The organism is Pseudoalteromonas luteoviolacea, from assembly GCF_018100925.1.
Lineage (GTDB): Bacteria > Pseudomonadota > Gammaproteobacteria > Enterobacterales > Alteromonadaceae > Pseudoalteromonas > Pseudoalteromonas obscura.
Window position 1 is genome coordinate 64,796 of sequence record NZ_JAGJEH010000011.1, and the last position, 20,477, is coordinate 85,272.

General features: G+C 44.3%; 20 protein-coding genes. 13 read left to right on the forward strand and 7 right to left on the reverse strand.

Annotated elements, in window-relative coordinates; all coding sequences use genetic code 11:
* The first annotated feature begins 106 nt into the window (after positions 1 to 106).
* Genes J8M00_RS21715 through J8M00_RS21730 form a run of 4 tightly spaced genes read left to right on the forward strand, consistent with a single transcriptional unit; the run spans position 107 to position 5,736 of the window.
* Positions 107 to 568, forward strand: a complete 462-nt coding sequence (locus J8M00_RS21715) for an Lrp/AsnC family transcriptional regulator (protein ID WP_211012563.1) — start codon at positions 107 to 109, stop codon at positions 566 to 568.
* A 20-nt stretch (positions 569 to 588) separates the two neighbouring features.
* The gene (locus J8M00_RS21720) at positions 589 to 3,339 is read left to right on the forward strand and encodes an ATP-binding protein (protein ID WP_211012564.1); all 2,751 of its coding nucleotides are present in this window, start codon (positions 589 to 591) and stop codon (positions 3,337 to 3,339) included.
* Complete coding sequence (locus J8M00_RS21725) at positions 3,291 to 4,586, forward strand: alpha/beta hydrolase (RefSeq protein WP_211012565.1); 1,296 nt, start codon at positions 3,291 to 3,293, stop codon at positions 4,584 to 4,586. The genes J8M00_RS21720 and J8M00_RS21725 overlap by 49 nt, the downstream gene beginning before the upstream one ends.
* Entirely contained in the window at positions 4,576 to 5,736 is a 1,161-nt protein-coding gene (locus J8M00_RS21730) for a GNAT family N-acetyltransferase (RefSeq protein ID WP_211012566.1), read from the forward strand. The genes J8M00_RS21725 and J8M00_RS21730 overlap by 11 nt, the downstream gene beginning before the upstream one ends.
* Here J8M00_RS21730 and J8M00_RS21735 read toward each other — a convergent pair.
* The gene (locus J8M00_RS21735) at positions 5,713 to 6,303 is read right to left on the reverse strand and encodes a DUF938 domain-containing protein (protein ID WP_211012567.1); all 591 of its coding nucleotides are present in this window, start codon (positions 6,301 to 6,303) and stop codon (positions 5,713 to 5,715) included. The two genes, J8M00_RS21730 and J8M00_RS21735, sit on opposite strands and share 24 nt — an antisense overlap.
* A 197-nt stretch (positions 6,304 to 6,500) precedes the next feature.
* Between J8M00_RS21735 and J8M00_RS21740 the strand changes: the two genes are divergently transcribed.
* The 5 genes from J8M00_RS21740 to J8M00_RS21760 all read left to right on the forward strand — a co-directional run bounded on the left by J8M00_RS21740 (position 6,501) and on the right by J8M00_RS21760 (position 9,691).
* On the forward strand, positions 6,501 to 6,671 hold the full coding sequence (locus J8M00_RS21740; protein ID WP_211012568.1) for a hypothetical protein: 171 nt from the start codon (positions 6,501 to 6,503) through the stop codon (positions 6,669 to 6,671).
* 94 nt (positions 6,672 to 6,765) lie between these two features.
* The gene (locus J8M00_RS21745) at positions 6,766 to 7,137 is read left to right on the forward strand and encodes a hypothetical protein (protein ID WP_023399012.1); all 372 of its coding nucleotides are present in this window, start codon (positions 6,766 to 6,768) and stop codon (positions 7,135 to 7,137) included.
* Positions 7,138 to 7,145: 8 nt separating this feature from the next.
* Entirely contained in the window at positions 7,146 to 8,522 is a 1,377-nt protein-coding gene (locus tag J8M00_RS21750; RefSeq protein ID WP_023399011.1) for a class II fumarate hydratase, read from the forward strand.
* Positions 8,523 to 8,714: 192 nt separating this feature from the next.
* Complete coding sequence (locus J8M00_RS21755) at positions 8,715 to 9,311, forward strand: hypothetical protein (protein WP_247687508.1); 597 nt, start codon at positions 8,715 to 8,717, stop codon at positions 9,309 to 9,311.
* Positions 9,308 to 9,691, forward strand: a complete 384-nt coding sequence (locus J8M00_RS21760) for a hypothetical protein (protein WP_211012569.1) — start codon at positions 9,308 to 9,310, stop codon at positions 9,689 to 9,691. The genes J8M00_RS21755 and J8M00_RS21760 overlap by 4 nt, the downstream gene beginning before the upstream one ends.
* Positions 9,692 to 10,007: 316 nt before the next feature.
* On the opposite strand, the gene J8M00_RS21765 is transcribed toward J8M00_RS21760, so the two are convergent.
* Positions 10,008 to 11,000: a zinc-dependent alcohol dehydrogenase family protein gene (locus J8M00_RS21765; protein WP_211012570.1), complete on the reverse strand. Its 993-nt coding sequence runs from the start codon at positions 10,998 to 11,000 to the stop codon at positions 10,008 to 10,010.
* A gap of 98 nt (positions 11,001 to 11,098) precedes the next feature.
* On the opposite strand from J8M00_RS21765, the gene J8M00_RS21770 reads away from it, so the two are divergent.
* Positions 11,099 to 11,989 (forward strand): LysR family transcriptional regulator, encoded by an 891-nt coding sequence (locus tag J8M00_RS21770; protein ID WP_211012571.1) that lies wholly within the window; start codon positions 11,099 to 11,101, stop codon positions 11,987 to 11,989.
* On the opposite strand, the gene J8M00_RS21775 is transcribed toward J8M00_RS21770, so the two are convergent.
* On the reverse strand, positions 11,986 to 12,798 hold the full coding sequence (locus J8M00_RS21775) for an SDR family NAD(P)-dependent oxidoreductase (protein WP_211012572.1): 813 nt from the start codon (positions 12,796 to 12,798) through the stop codon (positions 11,986 to 11,988). The genes J8M00_RS21770 and J8M00_RS21775 overlap by 4 nt on opposite strands.
* Positions 12,799 to 12,952: 154 nt before the next feature.
* The gene (locus J8M00_RS21780; protein WP_211012573.1) at positions 12,953 to 13,669 is read right to left on the reverse strand and encodes a DUF2306 domain-containing protein; all 717 of its coding nucleotides are present in this window, start codon (positions 13,667 to 13,669) and stop codon (positions 12,953 to 12,955) included.
* Between the two features lie 180 nt (positions 13,670 to 13,849).
* Here J8M00_RS21780 and J8M00_RS21785 point away from each other — a divergent pair, with 180 nt between their 5' ends.
* Positions 13,850 to 15,067, forward strand: coding sequence for a helix-turn-helix domain-containing protein (locus J8M00_RS21785; RefSeq protein ID WP_211012574.1), 1,218 nt, complete (start codon positions 13,850 to 13,852; stop codon positions 15,065 to 15,067).
* A gap of 10 nt (positions 15,068 to 15,077) precedes the next feature.
* On the opposite strand, the gene J8M00_RS21790 is transcribed toward J8M00_RS21785, so the two are convergent.
* From J8M00_RS21790 to J8M00_RS21800, 3 genes are all read right to left on the reverse strand, one after another.
* Positions 15,078 to 15,296 carry a TIGR02450 family Trp-rich protein gene (locus tag J8M00_RS21790; protein ID WP_211012575.1) on the reverse strand — a complete coding sequence of 73 codons (219 nt, stop codon included), beginning with the start codon at positions 15,294 to 15,296 and terminating at the stop codon, positions 15,078 to 15,080.
* A 110-nt stretch (positions 15,297 to 15,406) separates the two neighbouring features.
* Positions 15,407 to 17,398, reverse strand: coding sequence for a methyl-accepting chemotaxis protein (locus J8M00_RS21795; protein WP_211012576.1), 1,992 nt, complete (start codon positions 17,396 to 17,398; stop codon positions 15,407 to 15,409).
* Between the two features lie 275 nt (positions 17,399 to 17,673).
* Positions 17,674 to 18,861 carry a cellulase family glycosylhydrolase gene (locus J8M00_RS21800; RefSeq protein ID WP_211012577.1) on the reverse strand — a complete coding sequence of 396 codons (1,188 nt, stop codon included), beginning with the start codon at positions 18,859 to 18,861 and terminating at the stop codon, positions 17,674 to 17,676.
* Positions 18,862 to 19,215: 354 nt separating this feature from the next.
* Between J8M00_RS21800 and J8M00_RS21805 the strand changes: the two genes are divergently transcribed.
* Both J8M00_RS21805 and J8M00_RS21810 read left to right on the forward strand, forming a co-directional pair.
* Positions 19,216 to 19,827, forward strand: coding sequence for a biliverdin-producing heme oxygenase (locus J8M00_RS21805; protein WP_211012578.1), 612 nt, complete (start codon positions 19,216 to 19,218; stop codon positions 19,825 to 19,827).
* On the forward strand, positions 19,817 to 20,293 hold the full coding sequence (locus J8M00_RS21810) for a YbaN family protein (RefSeq protein WP_211012579.1): 477 nt from the start codon (positions 19,817 to 19,819) through the stop codon (positions 20,291 to 20,293). The genes J8M00_RS21805 and J8M00_RS21810 overlap by 11 nt, the downstream gene beginning before the upstream one ends.
* Positions 20,294 to 20,477 lie beyond the last annotated feature (184 nt).

Here is a 20,477-nt window from a genome sequence, read left to right on the forward strand (position 1 = left end):
GGCTAACAAAACATCGGCAGAGATATTTGCCAATTATTTATTAATCATTACACTCAAATAGTGGAATACCGACTTTTAATAATGAAAAGTAGCAGAATTAACTAATATGGCCGATATTGATAACAAAGATAGAATATTACTCAGTGCTTTACAGCAAAATGCACGGCTGAGTAACGCTGCACTTGCAGAGCAAGCAAGCTTGTCCGATACCCCCTGTTTGCGCCGAGTTAAAAAACTTCAGCAAGACGGTGTTATTTTGGGGTATCATGCCGATATTTCACCTCCAGCTGTTGGTTACTCTGTTTTAGTATATGCATTTATTCGCTTGACCAAAAACTCGGTTCAAGCTGCAGAAAGCTTCGAAAATCATGTCGACGCACTGAGACAAGTCAGGAGTTGCTCTGTGGTATCAGGCAGTCACGATTACTTGCTAGAAATTATCGCTGAAGACTTACCAAGTTATGAGCATTTTGTTAAACACAGCCTTGCGTCTTTAGAGTTTATTGCGGCTGTCGAATCAACCATAGTATTAAAGCAGACCTTTAATAAACGCGGAGTCCCTTTATGAGTCCAGTAGGCATGTAATCTATGCACATTCAATTCCGCTCGCCAATTCACCATCTCCTTGCCTATATTGGCTTGGCGTTAGGCTATTTTGGTTTTGGAAAACTATTTACCCTAATCGCATTTCAAGATCAGGTACTACCGATTTGGTTGCCAGCTGGTATAGCTTTAGTCGGCAGCTACTTATGGGGCTGGCGTTTTGCACCGGCGATTTTCATCGCCTCAGTTTTGTTTAACTGGACTACCTACTTCGGATTAAAACCCCATATCCATAGTTACAGTGATATTTTGCAGGTTTCGATGGTCGCCACTGGCGCTGTAGTACAGGGGTTGATAGGTGGATATTTGATGCGCTTCTGGTTAGGTGATCCGCTATTGATGCGCTCTAGAAAGAACATCGCTTACTATGTTTTGTTGGTGGGTATCATCGCCAATGTTGCATCCGCCAATATCGGTATGCTGGCGCTCAGCCTCTTCAACCCGCTGTATGCGTTTTCGCAGCATTGGCAAAATGTCATTGCTTGGTGGCTAGGCGATAGTTTAGGTATTTTAATATTTACACCTCTGTTGCTTATGCTGCTCAATTTAACTGTATTTGAGCCGCGTAATTATCAACACAAACGTATTATCTTGGCTACTTGCTCAATACTCTTGCTCTCTGTGACTGCCACCACATACCTCTACAATCAAGGTAACCTTAAAGCGGCACAAAGAGAAGCACAACGCGAAGTGAATATCATTGAAAATGTCGTATTGCGCCATGTAAACCTGAGCATGTTGGCAGTGCAAGGTGTTGCTGCTAAATTGCAGTCTTTGCCTCAATTCGACCAAACCAAATTTATGCAAATCGCTGAGCAACAAAGGGCACGTTATCCATTTTTGTTTGCGGTTTCTTGGGGACAGCGCATCGCGCAATCCCACGCGAACGATTTACAATCCGAGCTCAACGTTCTTTATCGCAACGAAGTAAAATTGCACGGCTTGCCTTTGAATCAAAGGGACCCCATGGTGGTCGTGAAATATGTCTCGCCTCAAGCTGAAAACTTTGCTTCCTTAGGCTTTAATATATACTCCAGAGCCAACCGCAAAGCAGCATTGGAAGATCCAGAAATCATTTTGCAGCCAAGAGCAACAAACGTGGTCAAATTGGTACAAACTCACCCTGCGAAACCTGCCTATGTGCTCTTTTCACCGGTATTTCGTCAAAATGCAACGACACCGCAAACCATTAATGCAGATATTGTCGGCTATGCAATTGGCGTTGTACAAACGGATGTTTTGCTAACTTCTGTATTAAAAACGACACTGGGAAATAATTACGACCTCGCATTTTATGACGGCAACAGTGAAACGCCTTTTTTCAGCAACTATGATCTTGCGCAAAAGCCCTATAACGCAGATACGCACTACAACACCCAAATTCATTTTGCGGGTCAAACTTGGCGCTTAACCTTAGCCATTAAAGATAGTTACATCAGCAACTTAAACCACCAGCAAACCATTTGGCTGCTAACGATACAACTCAGTATATGCGCATTAATCACCTTTATTGTGCTGCTTTATAACTATCAAAATATAGCCCTTAACCATTTGGTTGCGGCACGGACCGAGTCGCTCAATGTTGCATTGCAAGATGCGCAAAAAGCGAATCACGCGAAAAGCCGTTTTCTCGCCAATATGAGTCATGAAATTAGAACCCCACTCAATGCTGTTATTGGCTTCGCGTCACTGGCCAATACCACACAATCTGTAGATACCTTGAAAAAATATGTCACGAATATTGATATGGCAGCCAAAACTCTACTCGGCTTGGTCAATGATATTCTCGATATCACCAAGATTGAGTCGAACAAGCTGCACTTAGAGCGACGTGACTTCGACCTCCAACAGTTGCTCACTCGCGTAGACAGTTTATTCGCTACGAGTGCAAAAGAGAAAAACCTACAATGGCGACTGCACAGCAATGTTGAGCATGCTGTCTGGCTCAAAGGTGACGAACTTAGAATTGAGCAAATTCTGATAAACCTTTGCAGTAATGCCATTAAATTTACTGATTCAGGTCAAGTTGGCCTGCACTGTGAAGTAACCGAGAGTCAATCCGATTATCGCGTGCAATTTATTATTTCTGATTCAGGCATCGGTATTGACGCCACACATCTAGCCCATATCTTTGCGCCATTTGTTCAAGCGGATGACTCTACATCGCGGCGCTTTGGTGGAACCGGTTTAGGGCTGGCAATTTGCAAAGAATTAAGTGACATGATGGGTGGCAATTTATCCGTTGAAAGTCAACTTGATGTGGGTAGCCAATTTCACTTTTCACTGCGCTGCCCTTTTGGTGAAGCCCATAGCAATCAATTACCTGATTTCGATGAAACAAACATCGCAACACTGTCTATATTGGTCGCCGAAGATAACCCTGTGAATCAGATCGTGATTAAGTCAATGCTTGACTCTTTTGACATCTCTTATCAACTGGTTGATAATGGTCAACAAGCTGTAGCACTTGCTCAACAACAGTCGTTTGATTTAATTTTGATGGATTGCCAAATGCCTGTATTAGACGGTTATCAAGCAACGACCACATTACGGCAACAATTCGATCAGCAAACACTCCCTATTGTCGCGTTGACCGCCGATGTCATGCCTGAAGATAAAGCGTATGCGCTGGCTATTGGCTTTAATAGCCACCTTGCAAAACCGCTTGATCGCGATAAGCTAGGGGCATGTCTGGCCCACTACGCAAAAACATGCTCAAAAAATTCATCGGCTTAATCTCGGCACTGTGTGCAATCGGTGCCGTCGCACAAGATTGCACTACACTGCCTAAAAACCATCAACAATACCTAACTGGCATGACGACTGGTGAATATCGCTACGCGAATCAAATTGGTTCAGCAGTGCTTACACTGAATAAAAAGATGCAGTATAGCGAGTATATTCAGGCAACAAACACCTTGATCGCAGCCCGTAACAAAAGAGCAAACCAGCCTTGCCCACTGCCAGTTGTTGCACAAAATACGGCTAAAATACGCCGAGTAATTGACCACATCGCTCCTTATCAGCTACTGCACGCCAATCAAAACAAAGCCATCTTACTGATCCATGGCTTAACCGACTCCCCTTATATTTTTAGTTCAATCGCACAAGACTTGTATCAACAAGGCTTTAATGTCAGAACCTTACTGTTGCCAGGTCACGGTACTGCTGCCGATGATTTACGCCGTGTTCAATATCAGGATTGGCAACAGCACGTACGCTATGCCATCGAACGTACAAGCACAGACTTTGACCAGTTTGCAGTCATGGGCTTTTCTACCGGTGCGGCTTTGGCTACGCTGGATATCGCCAAATATACGCCAGCTAATCTCAAAGCGCTGGTCCTGATAGCCCCGGCGACAGAGTCCCATAACAAAAACAGTGGATTAGCGCAGTGGGTTGATTGGCTGCCCTTTATGGATTGGCTTGATAAAGATGCAGATCTTGATTTTGCCAAGTATGAATCATTCCCGCTGGCAGCTGCCGCACTTGTTCATGATGTGATGGTTGATATGATGCAAACACCAGTCCCGACAGATCTACCCATCTTAACCATAATGAGCCAAGTCGATGCGACTATAGACAGCCAAGCAACCATGCGCTTGTTAACGCGCTGGGCTAAACAACATAGTGCACCGATGGCGTTGAGGCTATATGCCGAACAGCCTGTGGCTGTGCCTGATACCATCAAAACAACACAGATCAGCAAATTAGATGGGGTCGTTGACATGTCGCATATCGGTTTACTTATTCCAAAAGAGCACCCCTACTACGGCTTGCATGGTGCCTACCGCCATTGTGGTAGCTACTTTGAAGACGCACAAGCCTATCGTGCGTGTAAGTCAGCTGACAACATCACCTATGGTGAACACCACGAGCGCAATAGAGCAGCCTATCAACCTTTTGCGCGCGTTACATTTAACCCTGACTACACAGGTATGACTGATCAACTTATTGAGTTCTTAAACGCCCATGTCAACTGAACAATTTAATCATCAATTTATTTCTAGGATTAGTGAAGTTGCCCAATGCGATTGGCAACGGCTCGCAGGCCGTAGCTTGTTTACCAGTTATGCTTGGCTTGGCGCACTAGAAAGCAGTGGCAGTGTCTCTAAGCAGACAGGTTGGCAACCATACCATCTCGTGATCTACCAGCAAGGTAACAGCCAACCCTTTGCTATTTTGCCCGGCTATATAAAAAGTCATTCCTATGGTGAGTATGTCTTTGACTGGGCATGGGCCGAAGCCTACGAGCGCCATCAACTTGAATACTACCCCAAATGGCTCTGTGGCGTCCCTTTTACACCGGTCGTGGGTACTAGGTTATTGTGTAAAACACCAACTGAGTCTTTGTATCAATATATTCAATCGGCATTGAATGAAGCGACGGTACAACACGACTGGTCCGGGTGGCATGTTAACTTCCCTTCAGCAGCTGAAGATTGGTCTAATACCCGATTACTTGAACGACACGGGGTGCAATTTCACTGGCACAACCAGCAATATGCCGACTTCGATGCGTTTTTGGCGACAATGAAAGCGCGAAAACGCAAGATGATTAAAAAAGAGCGCGACAAGATAACCCAATCTCAACTCACTATTGTCTGGTTAGATAAATCGAGCATCAATAAAGAAATTATCGACCTGTTTTACCAATGTTACTGCCACACATATCGCAAACGCTCTGGACACAATGGTTATTTAACACGGGCATTTTTTGACCTCTTATTCACAGCGATACCTGAGCAGATAAAGCTGTGTTGTGCATATCGAAAGGATACTCAAGCTGATATTCGTAACTTTGTTGCTGCCAGTTTATATTTACAGGATGAAGACACTTTATACGGAAGATATTGGGGTGCACTTGAGCATAGTGAGCACTTACATTTTGAGCTGTGTTACTATCAGGGAATAGACTACGCCATCAGCCACAAGCTCGCGCGTTTCGACGCTGGCGCTCAGGGTGAACACAAGCTACTGAGGGGCTTTGAACCTGTCTTAACCCACTCATATCACACTATTTGCCACCCCTTGTTTAATCAAGCAATTGACAACTTTATCAATACAGAGCGCTCGCAAATTGCACACTATGCGCTGCAGTGTAAAGCATTATTGCCCTATAAAACACAATAAACGGTTATTGGCAGGCATCGCATGATCTGCCTCTAGCTCTAGCCCAGCAGCCTGTGCCAAATCAACAATCCACTCGATATCTCTGATCCCACTGTTGGGGTCTCGGGATTTTAAAAATGCATCAAACTCCGCATTGCTCACAGATGTATACTGACCTTGATAATTGAATGGACCATAGACTACAACCTTGCCGTGCGGAGAGAGATGACGCTTTACTCCTTCGAAAAAGCGTACCACCAACTGAGGTGAAACAATATGAAAGGTATTCGCAGTATAGATCGCAGGTACCTGCTCAACAGGCCAATGCTGCGTTAAATCCAACGTTATTGGTCGCCGCAGATTGTCTAATTGCGCCTCGTCACACCACTGCGTAATACCGGCATGATTACATGCTAAATCAGACGTTTGCCATACAACTTCAGGCAATGCTTGGGCAAAGTGTACCGCGTGCTGACCTGTGCCAGACCCCACTTCCAATACAGAGCTGATATTGCTAATGAATGGGGCCAACAACGCTAGAATTGGATCTTTATTATTTTCACATGCCTGAGAAAAAGGTTTTGTCATATTGCACCTATTTAGATCGAACCTGCGCCGAAATAGCGCATTATGCTTTGCATTTTGCAACGACCATATCGTGATGTCTATTTACTTCACTGATTCATATGGATAAAAAAACTCTGGTATATGGTATGCAAAAAACATTGGTATTGACTATAAGTACCTAGTGTACCCGTTCAAATACCCTGTATGGAGATATAAATATGAAATATTCAAAAGTGACGCATATGCCCAATCAAAGCTTAGGTCATATTCCAGAGCCCGTTAACACTGAGTCAAAGCAAACTTACCAACAAGAAGTCGCAGACTTGCTGAGCAGTAAAGAGCAGGAAAAAGAGCAGACAACTGAACAATTTATCTTGGGATATAACTAACATACTGGCTCGACCTACAATCCGCATAAGGGTTGCTAATCTCCTATTTTAGTGTAATGATAATAATTATCGTTACACTAAAATATAATACGTCATGGTTACACCTCAAGTTCTATGTCAGTTTCAACCCCGCTTAGATACACAATGCCAACGCCCCTATTTAGATGCCCCTGTGCACGTGGCCAAATTTATTGACGATGGATTTAAGCTGGCTAAGTGGTATGAGAAAAAGCCATGCGTGTTATTACAAGAACTCTATTTACGACGTGTCTTTTTTGAATTGCTAAATCACATTGCTGATCCGTTAGTCCATCAAAGCTATCGCCAACAATGTTTCGAGCAACTTCATAAACCCCTTCTAGCATTAAAGCGTTTCTATAAAACACAACACCGCTCGATGACCTCTTTTTATCGTTTAGAGCGAGAAGCTAGGATCATAAGTCACGAATTTAATCCTTTTAACTAGGAGTCAGCATGACAACTTATCGTACCGCATCTGATAGCATGGGCACTTTAGAAGTACCTGAAACAGCACTGTATCAAGCGCAAACTCAACGCGCAGTCAACAACTTTCCAGTCAGTGACTTAACCATGCCAACCAGTTTTGTCCGCGCACTTGCTTACATTAAACAAGCAGCGGCAGAAGCCAATGCGGAGCTCGGCCACCTTGATCAGAATAAAGCCAAAGCCATCGCTAATGCATGCCAACAAATCATCGATGGTGACCACCTAGATCAGTTTCCAGTCGATGTATTTCAAACTGGTTCAGGGACCAGCTCTAACATGAACGCCAATGAGGTCATCGCGACCTTAGCTAGCCAACAAAGTGGTTTGCAAATCCACCCAAATGATGATGTAAACATGGGCCAAAGCTCAAATGATGTGATTCCAACCGCGATTCATGTGAGCAGTGCGACATCGGCAGTCTATGAATTACTGCCAGCATTGAAGCACTTGTCACAGACCATTGAAAGAAAGAGCAAAGAAATTGGTCACCACGTGAAAACGGGCCGCACACACCTTATGGATGCAATGCCAGTTACCTTTGCACAAACCCTGAGCAGCTGGCAACAGCAAATTGACTCAGCCTACGAAGGCATCTTAACTTCTTTGGAAAAAGTTTATCAGTTAGGTCAAGGCGGTACAGCTGTAGGAACTGGCGTCAACGCAGATAAACAATTTGCATCGTCATTCAATACCTACCTGAGTAGCAACGTTGGTATTCGTTTCAATCCAAGCCCAAATTTTTTCTACAATATTGGTTCACAAGACGCCATTGTTGCCTTGTCTGGTCAACTAAAAACCTTGGCGGTCGCCAATATGAAAATCGCCAATGACTTGCGTTGGATGAACTCAGGCCCGCTAGCTGGTTTAGCAGAAATTGAGCTACAAGCACTTCAACCAGGTTCTTCAATCATGCCTGGTAAAGTCAATCCAGTGATCCCTGAAGCTGCAGCCATGGTGAGTGCACAAGTAATTGGCAACGATGCGACTATCACCGTTGGCGGTCAATCTGGTAACTTCGAACTCAATGTCATGTTACCTGTGATTGCATACAACATCTTGCAAAGCATTGAGCTACTCGCGAACATTTCTCGCCTTATCGCAGATAAAGCAATCGCTACATTCAAGGTCAATGAAGAAAACATTCAGCGTGCACTGTCACGCAATCCTATTTTAGTAACGGCTCTCAATCCGGTGATCGGCTATGAAAAAGCTGCCGCAATTGCCAAACTTGCCTACAAAGAAGGTCGTCCAATCATAGAAGTAGCGGCAGAGCACACAGACTTAAGCGAAGCGCAGCTAAAAACTTTGCTTGACCCGCAAAAGCTCACCGAGGGTGGCTTATAATTTAAATGCGCTCTAGTCTTATATAGGGTTAGCAATATTCACTCGCCTGTGGCTATTCAGCCTCTATACAGGCGAGTCATGGCCCACTAAATTGGGTCAGTTTTCACTCAATTTGTTGCTTAACCCTAGCGTGCTAGCTCTTGTATCTCATTACAAAGCACGGCACACTGTTAAAAAAAAACAGGATAGATTATGAACGCATTAAAGCTAACACTTGCTAGCCTAGTCATTATTTCAGGATGTTCCACAACAAAGGCTGGCTCAGCGCCAACGCAATCACAACAAGCACAACCTGAGGCATCTCAACAACAGGAAAAGCCCAGTAAAAAGCCAATGAAACCAGCTCAGCTGCAAACCAAATCAGCGACTCGCCATGACAAGGGGACCAGTAAGCCGGCACCAGCAAAAATGATCACCACCATGGAGCCAATTGCACACTACGATGAAGACGAAGTGTCAGAAGCTGGGATCAAAAACCAACACGCTTACCTTAATTTTATTACCAAAGACAAAAGCTGTGACAGCAACAGTCAGTGCATAGCCATTCCAGTTGGCAGCAGAGCATGTGGTGGCCCTTCAAGTTACCTGTTGTTTTCAAGTAAAACCGCCGATCAGAGCAAAGTCTATGAACTGGCGAAAAAACTCACCGACAGTGAAGCACAGTACAACGCCAAGCATGGCATGATCAGTATTTGTGAGCATTTACGTCAGCCATCAACCCAATGTGTTGAAAATACTTGTGTTAAACTAGAAGGTACGAACAAATCACCAACTAGGGACTATCGATGAAGTGGAACCTCGGCACATTATGTGGTCTGTCACTGATTTTTTTAGCCGGCTGTGAAGCCACCTATTCAGAGCCACAATCTGCTCAAGCGAAGTCAAATGGCTCATTGGAAGAGATCATCGCAGATAAAGGGTGTGATGCCAGCTTTCAATGTAAAGTTATCGCAGTAGGCGAGCGGCTTACCTGTGGTGGACCAAGCCGATATTTAGTTTATTCATCACGCAATGTAAATGAAGAAGAGGTAGAGCGCGCCGCTAAAATGGTCACACTGGCAGAGCAATCACAAAATAAAGATAAGATTGCCAGCGAAATATGCGAGCCAGTATTACCAGTTCAAGCGCTATGCATTAGCAGTACCTGCCAATCTATTGTGTTGAAATAATCGAGTAGACAGTGATGTGATCATCACTGTCTATCCCACTAAAAAATAATTGAGTGCCACTAGTGGAATCACCAATACGACACATAACCCCGCCCGTCCCAAATAAGACAATATCAGGCGTTTTTTAACCCAATAGCAGTACATAAATCGCAGTAAATACGTTGATGCAACGCCGAACAGTGCAAACATCAGCAGTAACGAAAGAAGATAAAAAGACACCGACAACTCATACGCTTAGACACATAAATTTATCATAGCGGTACATTGTTAAAACTGCACCTATTTTAGTTGATACAATGGCGGAGATATTTTTTACTTACCAACGATTACTGACCACCACTTTCCCCATTGCCTGCCCACTGCTTAAACGCGCATGCGCACTGCCGATTTCATCGAAGTTAAAGTCCGAGTCATCCAACACAGGCTGTAGTTTTCCACTATCTACGATGTTCGCCATACTCGCTAAGATTTGACCATGGTCGCTGCGTTGCACATTATGAAGCATGGGGATCAGCATAAATACAACATGCAGTGACAAGCCTTTAAAGTGTGCAACTGACATATCAATTTCTGCCAGTGACACAGTAGTTGCTATCTGGCCATTTAGCCCCGCTGCTTCAAAAGAGTTCAATAAATTCGCCCCACCCACGGAGTCGTAGACAAGATCGAATCCAGCCCCGTGCGTATGCGTCGCTACATAGTCGGCAACCGATTCCGTCTGATAATTAATTGGCGTCGCGCCAAGCTGTTCGATCAAACGTAATTGTGCTGGTTTTGAGCCGGTTGCATAAACTTCAGCACCAAAATGCGTGGCCAACTGTATAGCAACGTGACCAACACCACCCGCTCCACCATGCACCAAGACTTGTTGATTTTGACCAACGCCTGCGCGCACCAAACCTTCATACGCAGTGATCCCAACTAACGGCAGTGCCGCTGCCTCTCGCATACTGAGGGACTTTGGTTTATGTGCAATGAGATTTGCATCAGCCACCATATATTCTGCAAGTGCGCCGGGTAAGTCAGCCAGCCCGCCAGCACAACCATACACCTCATCACCCACTTTAAAGCCTTCTACTTCCTCACCAACTTCATCCACGATGCCAGCAAAATCCATCCCCAAAATGGCTGGTAGCGCCGGAGACAGAGGCAATGCCGGACCCATTTCTCTAATCATAGTGTCAACCGTATTGACACTGCTCGCCATCACTTTAATACGCACATGCCCTACACTGACATTCGGTAGTGCTGCCTCCGCTTGTGTAAAAACCTCTGTATCACCAAATGCATTAATTACCATCGCTTTCATAGCTAAACCCTCGTTCAATGAATGCATTTAGTATATTTTTTAACTATAATTTTGATAATACAGCTACTAATACAATCAGTTTTAAGATTTGGTTGATAATGAATATTGCTCACCTAAAGTTGTTCACGCGCATCGCAGCAACACACAATATAAGCCTTGCAGGCAAAGAATTGGGACTCTCAGCAGCGGTTGCCAGTGCCCATATCAATAAACTTGAAGAAACACTGGGAACACAGTTACTCTATCGTACCACGCGTAAAGTGTCGTTAACTGAGGAGGGGTTTGCCTTTTTACCCCATGCTGAGTCGGTACTGGATAGTGTAGAAAGTGCCAGAGCAGCTATTGGTGCAGGCAGCCATACCCCTCAGGGTACGTTGCGCGTCACGGCCCCCGCTTCATTTGGTAGAATGCATATTGTGCCTGCATTAGTTGAATTCACCCAGCTCTACCCCGAGCTTCATATTGATTTGCGACTGAGCGACAGCATAGTTGATATGGTTGAAGGTGGATTTGATGTGGCTATTCGCAATGCTGCGTTAAGCGACTCCACCTTAGTCGCACGTAAATTGGCCAGTGATACACGTATTTTGTGCGCTTCGCCTGATTACATTGAGCAACACGGTATCCCTGCGAACATCGACGAGTTAAAAACTCACCCTATTATCAACCTCACCGGGATAGAGCATTGGGTGTTTGCCAACAACCAAGGGACTATAAAATTTAAACCTGCGAGCAAACTCCACATTGATAATGGCGAAGCAATTCGAGACGCATGTATGCGTGGCATGGGGATCACATTGTGTTCAATGTGGTGTGCTTATCAAGCACTTCAAGAGGGAAAACTGGTTCAAGTACTCAAAGACCAACCACTTATCAATGATACTGCACTGTGGGCCGTCTATCCGAGCTCCCGGCTACTGGCCCCCAAAGTACGAGTGTTTATCGACTATCTAAAAGCCTATATCGGCGATGTCCCCTATTGGGATTAGGATCTTTGAAGCTGTGCTTCCAGCTGCGTCAAAACCTCCATCAATTGAGCCATCAAACCCGACGTCGACGCGCTGACATGCGGATCACGAAACTGACCAACATCATTGTCAAAGTAGCGTCCAGAAGCCTGAGCAAAGCGCTCAGATAGCGCAGCTTCAAGCAAAATGTCAGCGCCAAGTAGCACGCTACTACCCTGCATTCCATATGCCTCTTGCACCATTTTACTGCCTAAAAATGACTTGGGATTAACTGCAATAACACTTGGTCCCGATTCTTTCCACTGAGCGCCAATCTGCATTGACCACATGGTCAAAGCCAGTTTGCTTTTGGCATAAACGGCGCCAGCAGTTAAACGGCTAGGCGTGAGCAACTCTTGGGCCTCAAAAGGTGATTGAGCAGCTGATGACAAGTTAATAACCCGCCCACTTGCACCCAGCGCACTGCGTAACCCCTGCATCAAGATATAAGGTGCAATGGTGTTGACCATAAATCGCATATCAAACCCTTCACTAGTCACAGTGTTGTCAACATGAAACACCCCGGCATTATTAATCAATACATCTAGCTTCGGACACTCCTCGCTCACGGCTTGCGCTAGCACGTTCACCTGTGTCATCACAGAAAGGTCAGCACAATATTGCCCTACTTTATCTTTACCAAAGCGTGCAACAAGATCACCATATACTGTGTTCAGCTTTTTAGAGTTACGTCCGTGTAATAGCACGTGATGCCCTTGCTCAAGTAACGTATTGGCGGTCGCTAATCCAATCCCATCAGTTGACCCTGTTATCAAAATCGTTTTGCTCATATTCTTTCCTATGCACATTGGCTGAGAATGAAGCTGCTACTTTAATACCACCGATTAAACTTGATAATAGCCATTAAAGATAAATTAGTTTCAAAAAATTATTGATAATTACCGCTACTATGGCTTGTCACCAATGCTACACAACCACTCACAGTCACATCGATCCAGCAGATTCACTTACCACACCCTCTTTACTCTCATCTAGAACCTTTACCCGTCTCTTGTCCAGCCACTCAACCAGTATCAAATTTATCGCCATTGCAATTAGCCGGTCATAGTCGTGGTAAAATCCAAAAACCCCTTTAAAAGTTTCCTGCCAACTACCCAAGAGCACTTGTAAAATCGCACCAAACAATAACGGGGTGATGGCTGCTAAGCAAATAGCAACAGCACGCATCATCCACTTTGTGTGCGCTACTATTTGCCCATTTAATACGGACCAAATGGCGATACCAAACGCCCCCACAATCGCCACGCTCATAATAACTAAAGCAATAAATCGCGCGCCCAAGTCATTGGGAGTCAATACTAAATGCATCCAGATACCAGAGAGAGCCATGACACATCCTGATAAAGCAGCGAAACGCCCCGCGAATTTGTGCCATTTTGGATAGTGCAAACGAATACGTGGTGAAAACTGCCAAGGCATGGTTAAAAAGAACACAGCGCCAGCAAAACCGTGTGTTAAAATCGCGGCAGGTGTCGAAAAGTATTGAGGGTTAATGGTATTCGATATCCCAGCCACAGTTCCCGCTCCCAATAATACAAGGGCCACAATAATGATAGCTGGTATGCCTGGGATAGCCGTGATCAGAAGTAAACCACTGACAACTGGCCAATTGAATGGTGTTTGTTGGTTTTTTTGCGTCATTGCTTGCTCACTTATTTCATTGGTGATGTGTGAGTTGATTATGTAAGATGACTAAAAAAGTGTCGTCCGCGCTGATTGGCGAGAACTTTTATGGGGTTATTTCAACCTAACAGTTAATTTTAATATGTTGTTTTAACTACTAACTTTAATTTTAGAGACCGTTCTATAAAGAACCTTGCAATGCATATGATAGCCGAGTCACAAAGCCTGTTTGCACTCCAAATTGCCACCCTTAGCGTAATAGTGATCAGCGCTCATCAGCTTTTATTGCGTGCTCGGAACAGGCAAGTTTACCGGCCTTTAGCTGTGTGTTTACTCGCTATCGGCTTCATTACCGCGTTGCCCATTAGCAAAACATTATTGCCAGTTAGCTTTCAAGTATTGCACTTAATCTTCTGTCTACCCGCATTACTACTTGTTGCACCCAGTTTATGGCTATACAGCATAGGACTAACCAATCAAACACCTTGGTCATTTCAAAAACGCGATATAAAGCACTTTGCGCCAAGCGGATTTGGCTGTCTGGTCGCACTGGTAGCGCTGATAATACCAGAGCCATATCGCTACGCCATTTTAGTAAATGATAACCTGACACTCGTAGAGCAAGCCCCAATACTGCTTCGCAGCGTTATTTACGGCTTATTGATTGTGACTTTTGGCTGTGTATTGGGCTGGATAGTGCAATCAGCCTGGTATTTTTACAAACTCATCAACAGGCTGCATCACTATCACGAGCAGCTGAAAGATGTTTTTGCGTCGACAGAACAAAAGGAATTACGTTGGTTGATCTGGCTGTTAATCTCGGTTGGCGGGGTATGGTTGTTTATTGCTCTAGACTTATTTTTAGACAATCTTTTTAGCCCAATCCAATTTGACCAACATCTTTATGCAATGATGCTCCTGCTCCTTGTATATAGTCTCGCTTTGTGGGGACTAAGACAAAAACCAGGTTTCACTGAATGTTATGAGCTAGCAGATAGCCATGAATTTGTGTCTGATCCAACTTCCTCAGAACAAGTGAAGTACCAACGCAGTGCACTGGACCATCAGCGCGCTTCTCAAATAGTCACCAAATTAGAACACGCTATGGTGGTAGATAAATGCTACCTAGATGCAAATTTATCCTTACCTAAACTTGCCAAGCACATTCATACACCCAGCCACTATATTTCGCAAACGCTCAATGAGACACTCGGAATGCGTTTCTTCGACTTCGTCAATCAACACCGTGTCGACGCTGCGAAACAGCTTCTCGCGCAGGAGCAAGACGCTATCCTCACTGTTGCCATGGAGGTTGGTTTTAATTCCAAGTCGGCATTTTATACCGCCTTTAAAAAACACACTACACTGACCCCTAGCGATTATCGGAAACAACATCAAATAGAGGGTAATCAATAATGGTTTAAGATTATTGCCATCCTATTTTCCACATTTTAGGATCTTTTAACTCGCGCCAGTTTATAGCAACTTCACGCTGGGTCATCAGCGCTTCAATAAGACATTCAATCACACGTCCCTGCTCGTCAAATTCGACCGACGTGACAATAAAATGCTTCTCTTTGTGAGTAGGACTGACCGATGTCCACTTACTGTTTAGTAGCTTCCTAGGGTTTAGGGTGTGCTGCATACGTGTTCATATTTGCTGTTTTACAGCATGATACGACCGTGCAATTGTCTGGGATCAATTAGATATACGACAGGTGGGTATAATGTGCCCCTATATACCCACCAATTTCATTATCGGACTGATTGGCTTACCGTATATTCTGCGATCAGCTTATCCATCACTTTTGCAGCCTCGGCAATATCAATGGCAGCAACATTGATTTGCTCTGCGCCGCTGACATTTTCCGTTGCTTTTTGGAAAATCCCATTGATGTTTTTACTCACTTCATCAATCGCATTACTTTGCTGCTGCGTATTACTCGATACCGACTCGGTCACTAACTCAACCTGCTGCGCTTGCTCTACAATTTGCTCGAGTGCGCGTTTGATTTCTTCTGCCCGCTCTGCCGCTTCTAAGGCATTTTCTTTGCCTTTCGTGATCACATTAGAAGCCTCTGAAGAGCTGGATTGCAACTCAGTCACCAAGGCTGATATCTCTTCTGTTGATTTTTGCGTACGGCTCGCCAAGCTGCGGACTTCATCGGCGACCACAGCAAACCCACGACCTTGCTCCCCGGCTCGGGCGGCCTCAATAGCCGCATTTAGCGCCAGCAAGTTAGTTTGCTCAGCAATGCTTTTTATCATTTCAACCATAGATGAGATACTACCAACACGCTCATTCAGTGCATCAACTGTTTTGGCAGACTGTGCCATATCGTCGGATGCCTGCTGTATCACCTGCACCGCATCCGCCACAACTTGCTGTCCTTGAAGAGATTCTTGCGTCACTGTTTTAGCCGCTACAGCGTTTTCATTCATGGAGTTTGCAATGACTTGAATATTGGCGCTCATTTGCTCTGAGGCAGAGGCAATGGTTTGGATCCCTGACTGCTGACTAATTAAATTCTCTTGGCTTTGCTGGATCGCCGCCGCCGTTTCTTGCGAGGCGTTAGCGATGTTAGAAGACACTTTCGCAAACTCGACTAAATCGTCTTCAAACTGTCGCGTGAGTTTATTGATGTTGTTTGCCGATTTCCCTAAGTCATCTTTTGAAATTACACCAATTTCATGACCTAAGTTTTTATGCAGCATTGCAATATCGATACCCTCAGCGATTTTTGCTGACTGTCGGCGACGCAAACGAATGGCAAAGAACAGTGACGCGGTGATCACCAATCCAACCATTAAAATAATCAACTCAATCACCAACACCAAAACAGCGTGCTGTTGGATCTTTATCGCGGTCTTGTCAACCAATGTAAGCGCCTCTTCTTCGGACTCTTTTAACACATTGATCCGCTCCGTGGCCGCTTTAAACCACGCCTCTGCGTCCAAGCCAAAATTGGCATTTTTGTTTTCAACCGCACTGCGATAGCGTGCAACTTCTTGAAAGGCATTGTCACTCAGTGCTTGCTGCAAAATTCTTTTCATGATTGGAGGCGACGCTTCAAGCGCTTCTTCTAAATACACATCTTGCTTGGTCATCAAGGCCACATGCTTGGTTTTTAACGCAGGTGTAAAGCTGTCGCGACTCAGCACATTTGACAGCACCGCCCGTTCGATACCAGCCGACTCTTTGGCACTTGAAAAGTTATAAATCGCAACCAACTCGGTGGCGATGGTGTGGTCATTGCTCAATCGCGAGGCTGTGATCACCATATGCAGCGCTTTGAGGTTGATATCCGTGTAATATTTCAGCGCTTCTGAAAGCGGGATGGATAAGGTGTCTACACGACTACGGATCTGAGATAACTGGCGGAACTTACTTTCAAATTCAGCCAACTCTTTAGCCATTTCAGGCATCAATTGCCAGTGTTGTTTTTCTTCCGCTAACTTGGCAATCAGCTTGTCTGTTTGACTGCGTTGCTGGCGTAACTTGTCCTTAAACTTTGTGCCTTTGGAACCAATAAACCCAGCAGAGGCCCCTCGTTCTTTTTGTGTTTCATGGATCACACTCAACACCATATGACTCAAAAACGCATTGTACTCTGCATCATACGCGTCGTTCATCCGTTTCGCTGACATTGATACATCATAAAAAATCACTGCGCCTAAGAGTAAACATGGAAGTAATACAACTGTTGTCATATGGCTAGATACAAATCGAGCAATTGCTTGTAACATCACTTCACCACTATTTTTTCTTAAACATTTTTTTTACGAAGTAAACTATAGTACAGCTCACTTTGTTGCAAATTATTTATTCAAAACCCCATCTTTTTGAAAATATTAAAGTTAATTTGCATGGCTAAACTTCCCCAACAAAGGTAAAAAAACAAATAAGTCAGTACTATGAATAAGCTAGCGACATTTAAGCCGCCTTGTACTTATTCCAAAAAATTAAATAAAAAAGAGAGCAATTGCTCTCTTTTACTGTTTGATTAGCAATGTGCTGACGACTAACGTCCCTCTTGTATTTTCGCTTTTATCCAAGCACCCGCTTCTTTCAATTGAGCGTCTGAAAAGTCTTGCGCCGCACAGCTGCCCACTTGCCAAGCAGCCCCACTCAGCGGATCGTCTGAATAATTCCAATTGGTCCAGCTGATTTTTTTTCGTGCCATCAAGTCTATGTACTTTTGTGAACTGACAAAGTCATTTGCGCCGCCACCAGTGTAGTGCTGAGTACCAAACTCGCTGACAAATACGGGAAAAATATCTGAAGCTTTATCCAGCATATTGCGATGATATTCGGTGTGTGCAGCAGCATAAAAGTGGAAGGTGTACATAATATTGTCGAATGGAACTGGGTCGTTGATCACATCTTGTAAATCGCCATCTGCCATTGATGCACCAAACGTAGACCAACCGTGAGTTCCGACCATGATCAGAGCATTAGGTTGAATCGCACGGATCACAGGAATAACCTGCTCAGCATAGTGGCGTACCGCTGACCAAGGAACGCCATTTGGTTCGTTGGCAATATCATAGATCAGGTTATTGCGGTGTTTGTGCTTGGTCACAATATCGGTGAAAAACTTTTTTGCCCCTTCAACATTGTAGTTTGGGTCGCCCGGATCAAGCTGGTGCCAGTCAACCAACACATATAACCCACGCTGGCTTGCCATTTCAATGAGTTGGTGCATTTGGTTAGTAAAGCCAACCGGATCTGTTTCATACCCGCCTTCTTGTACATACAAGCTCAAACGCAAAATATCAGCTTGCCAGTCAAACGCTAATACATCCAAACTTTTTTCAGTTAAACATTTACCTAATCCATGCCACTGCAGACCGTGACTGCTCATGCCACGAAGCTGCACACGCTGGTTTGATTCGCTGCACAGTCCCGTACCACACACCTTTAAACGACCGTATTTTTCAACTGGCGTGATCTGTGTTGCATCATCACAACGGCCTAAATACCGCCATGCCGAACTGGTTCCAGGCTCCGCACTGGTCCACCATTTGGCTTGATACAATATATTGTTGTGGACAAGTTTGTCGCCAGTATTTGCATGGCTCGGCTGACCCTGCCAATCAGACTGTGGCCAATTCGGATAGACATTGGTATCTGCACAACTTGCCGCATCAGCATGACTGGCGGCTAGTCCTAAGCACACTGTGAGGGCACTTAAATATCGCTTTTTCATCGCGCTTTCCTTTACATGTTATTTACAATAATGTTCCCAATTGAGATATAGAGACTTTCATTTGAAATGGCTAGGTTTTGGCTGATGATTGATCGTAAAGTATTGCTATTGGTTTGATATGTGTTTAAAAATCGAGCATTTTTATTATTTCGAAGCTCGGTTAATAATCGCAGTGCACCACCCATAGATACCCTTGCCAACGCGCCTAACAAAACATGACCAGTGCCGCTCACTCGTTATCTAAAAATAAAAAGAATCTTAATAACAATAACTTGAAAACAATCATAAAGTGTATGGTAAGGGTTTTTATCGCTCATACGTTCTTATTTATATGACCAATTAAATTAGAAAATTATGAGCAGCTTAAAATCATCTAACTACCCGAGAATGAGTAAACTTAGAACGTCAACATCCAGTGTTCACGACCAACTCGACAAAAAGATCATGGCGCAGTCGCCGTTTGACAACAAAGCCAATTATGGTCAATTTTTGTGCTACCAATACCACTTAATGAAACACGTTGCTGCACTGTATCAAGATGCTCAATTAGCAACCATTATCCCAGATCTGCAAGCCAGAGATCGCAGTGCTCAACTGCTTGCTGACTTTCAAGATTTAAATATGCCACAGCCAGCTGCTATACATATGCTGAGCAAGCTCAACGCCTCTCATTATGAAAGTTTGGGCTGGTTATATGTCATTGAAGGCTCAAAACTTGGCGCGGCTATTTTAGCCAAAGAGGCTGAAAAGCTAGGTCTAAGTGATAAATATGGTGCACGCTTTCTAGCTGGATCAGAGGTCGGCAGAGGCTCACATTGGAGGCAGTTTATGCAAAGCATTGAAAAGGTAGAGCTCAGTGAAGATCAAGAGCAAGCGATGTTAGCTGGTGCACAGGCTGCATTTAAATTTGCCAATGCGCTGGTAGAGATAAGTTACACCCATTCTCCGAGTACCCATGTCGCTTAATGTACAACGTAATATGTTGAAGTATGGTTATTTTGCCGGTGGTATTGTGTCGCTCGGATTGGCTGTGATTGGCGCTTTACTGCCAATCATGCCAACTACGGTATTTTTAATTATGTCACTGTGGTGCTTCTCCAAGTCATCTAAACGCCTCGAATATTGGTTGCTCACACATCCCAAATTTGGTGTGACGCTAAGTAACTGGCAACAGCACAAAGTAGTGCCTAAAAAAGCGAAATATTTTGCAGCTACAGGTATGCTGGCAAGCTTGCTGATATCTGGTTACTTGCTGTCATTTGGCTGGTTGCAAATTGCCCTCGCAGTTCTTTTCGCATTTATCTGTAATTACTTGTTTACTAAACCGCATAACACAACCGACCAACCCAATTTAATACGCCAAAAACAGGGCAATGTGTTACTGAGTGTGGTTGCGGTAATTTTGTTGGGCTGTTGGTCTATCACTCTTTAGTACAGCGATATCGCATACGCCGAGTAAGGAGCGCAATTAAATTGGCACCACGCCTTGGGATGTCGGCACCAACAACCTCATTTGTACCAGCGCCTTTCTTTGCCGTTACTACTCAAGCCAGTAAACTACTTCACCCTAGATTCAAATATAAAGCCAAAGAGCAAAGTGATATAGATTCAGTTTC

Coding starts and splice junctions, on each gene's coding strand:
- J8M00_RS21715 (WP_211012563.1), top strand. CDS start 107: ATGGCCGATATTGATAACAAAGATAGAATATTACTCAGTGCTTTACAG.
- J8M00_RS21720 (WP_211012564.1), top strand. CDS start 589: ATGCACATTCAATTCCGCTCGCCAATTCACCATCTCCTTGCCTATATT.
- J8M00_RS21725 (WP_211012565.1), top strand. CDS start 3,291: ATGTCTGGCCCACTACGCAAAAACATGCTCAAAAAATTCATCGGCTTA.
- J8M00_RS21730 (WP_211012566.1), top strand. CDS start 4,576: ATGTCAACTGAACAATTTAATCATCAATTTATTTCTAGGATTAGTGAA.
- J8M00_RS21735 (WP_211012567.1), bottom strand. CDS start 6,303: ATGACAAAACCTTTTTCTCAGGCATGTGAAAATAATAAAGATCCAATT.
- J8M00_RS21740 (WP_211012568.1), top strand. CDS start 6,501: ATGAAATATTCAAAAGTGACGCATATGCCCAATCAAAGCTTAGGTCAT.
- J8M00_RS21745 (WP_023399012.1), top strand. CDS start 6,766: ATGGTTACACCTCAAGTTCTATGTCAGTTTCAACCCCGCTTAGATACA.
- J8M00_RS21750 (WP_023399011.1), top strand. CDS start 7,146: ATGACAACTTATCGTACCGCATCTGATAGCATGGGCACTTTAGAAGTA.
- J8M00_RS21755 (WP_247687508.1), top strand. CDS start 8,715: ATGAACGCATTAAAGCTAACACTTGCTAGCCTAGTCATTATTTCAGGA.
- J8M00_RS21760 (WP_211012569.1), top strand. CDS start 9,308: ATGAAGTGGAACCTCGGCACATTATGTGGTCTGTCACTGATTTTTTTA.
- J8M00_RS21765 (WP_211012570.1), bottom strand. CDS start 11,000: ATGAAAGCGATGGTAATTAATGCATTTGGTGATACAGAGGTTTTTACA.
- J8M00_RS21770 (WP_211012571.1), top strand. CDS start 11,099: ATGAATATTGCTCACCTAAAGTTGTTCACGCGCATCGCAGCAACACAC.
- J8M00_RS21775 (WP_211012572.1), bottom strand. CDS start 12,798: ATGAGCAAAACGATTTTGATAACAGGGTCAACTGATGGGATTGGATTA.
- J8M00_RS21780 (WP_211012573.1), bottom strand. CDS start 13,669: ATGACGCAAAAAAACCAACAAACACCATTCAATTGGCCAGTTGTCAGT.
- J8M00_RS21785 (WP_211012574.1), top strand. CDS start 13,850: ATGCATATGATAGCCGAGTCACAAAGCCTGTTTGCACTCCAAATTGCC.
- J8M00_RS21790 (WP_211012575.1), bottom strand. CDS start 15,296: ATGCAGCACACCCTAAACCCTAGGAAGCTACTAAACAGTAAGTGGACA.
- J8M00_RS21795 (WP_211012576.1), bottom strand. CDS start 17,398: ATGTTACAAGCAATTGCTCGATTTGTATCTAGCCATATGACAACAGTT.
- J8M00_RS21800 (WP_211012577.1), bottom strand. CDS start 18,861: ATGAAAAAGCGATATTTAAGTGCCCTCACAGTGTGCTTAGGACTAGCC.
- J8M00_RS21805 (WP_211012578.1), top strand. CDS start 19,216: ATGAGCAGCTTAAAATCATCTAACTACCCGAGAATGAGTAAACTTAGA.
- J8M00_RS21810 (WP_211012579.1), top strand. CDS start 19,817: ATGTCGCTTAATGTACAACGTAATATGTTGAAGTATGGTTATTTTGCC.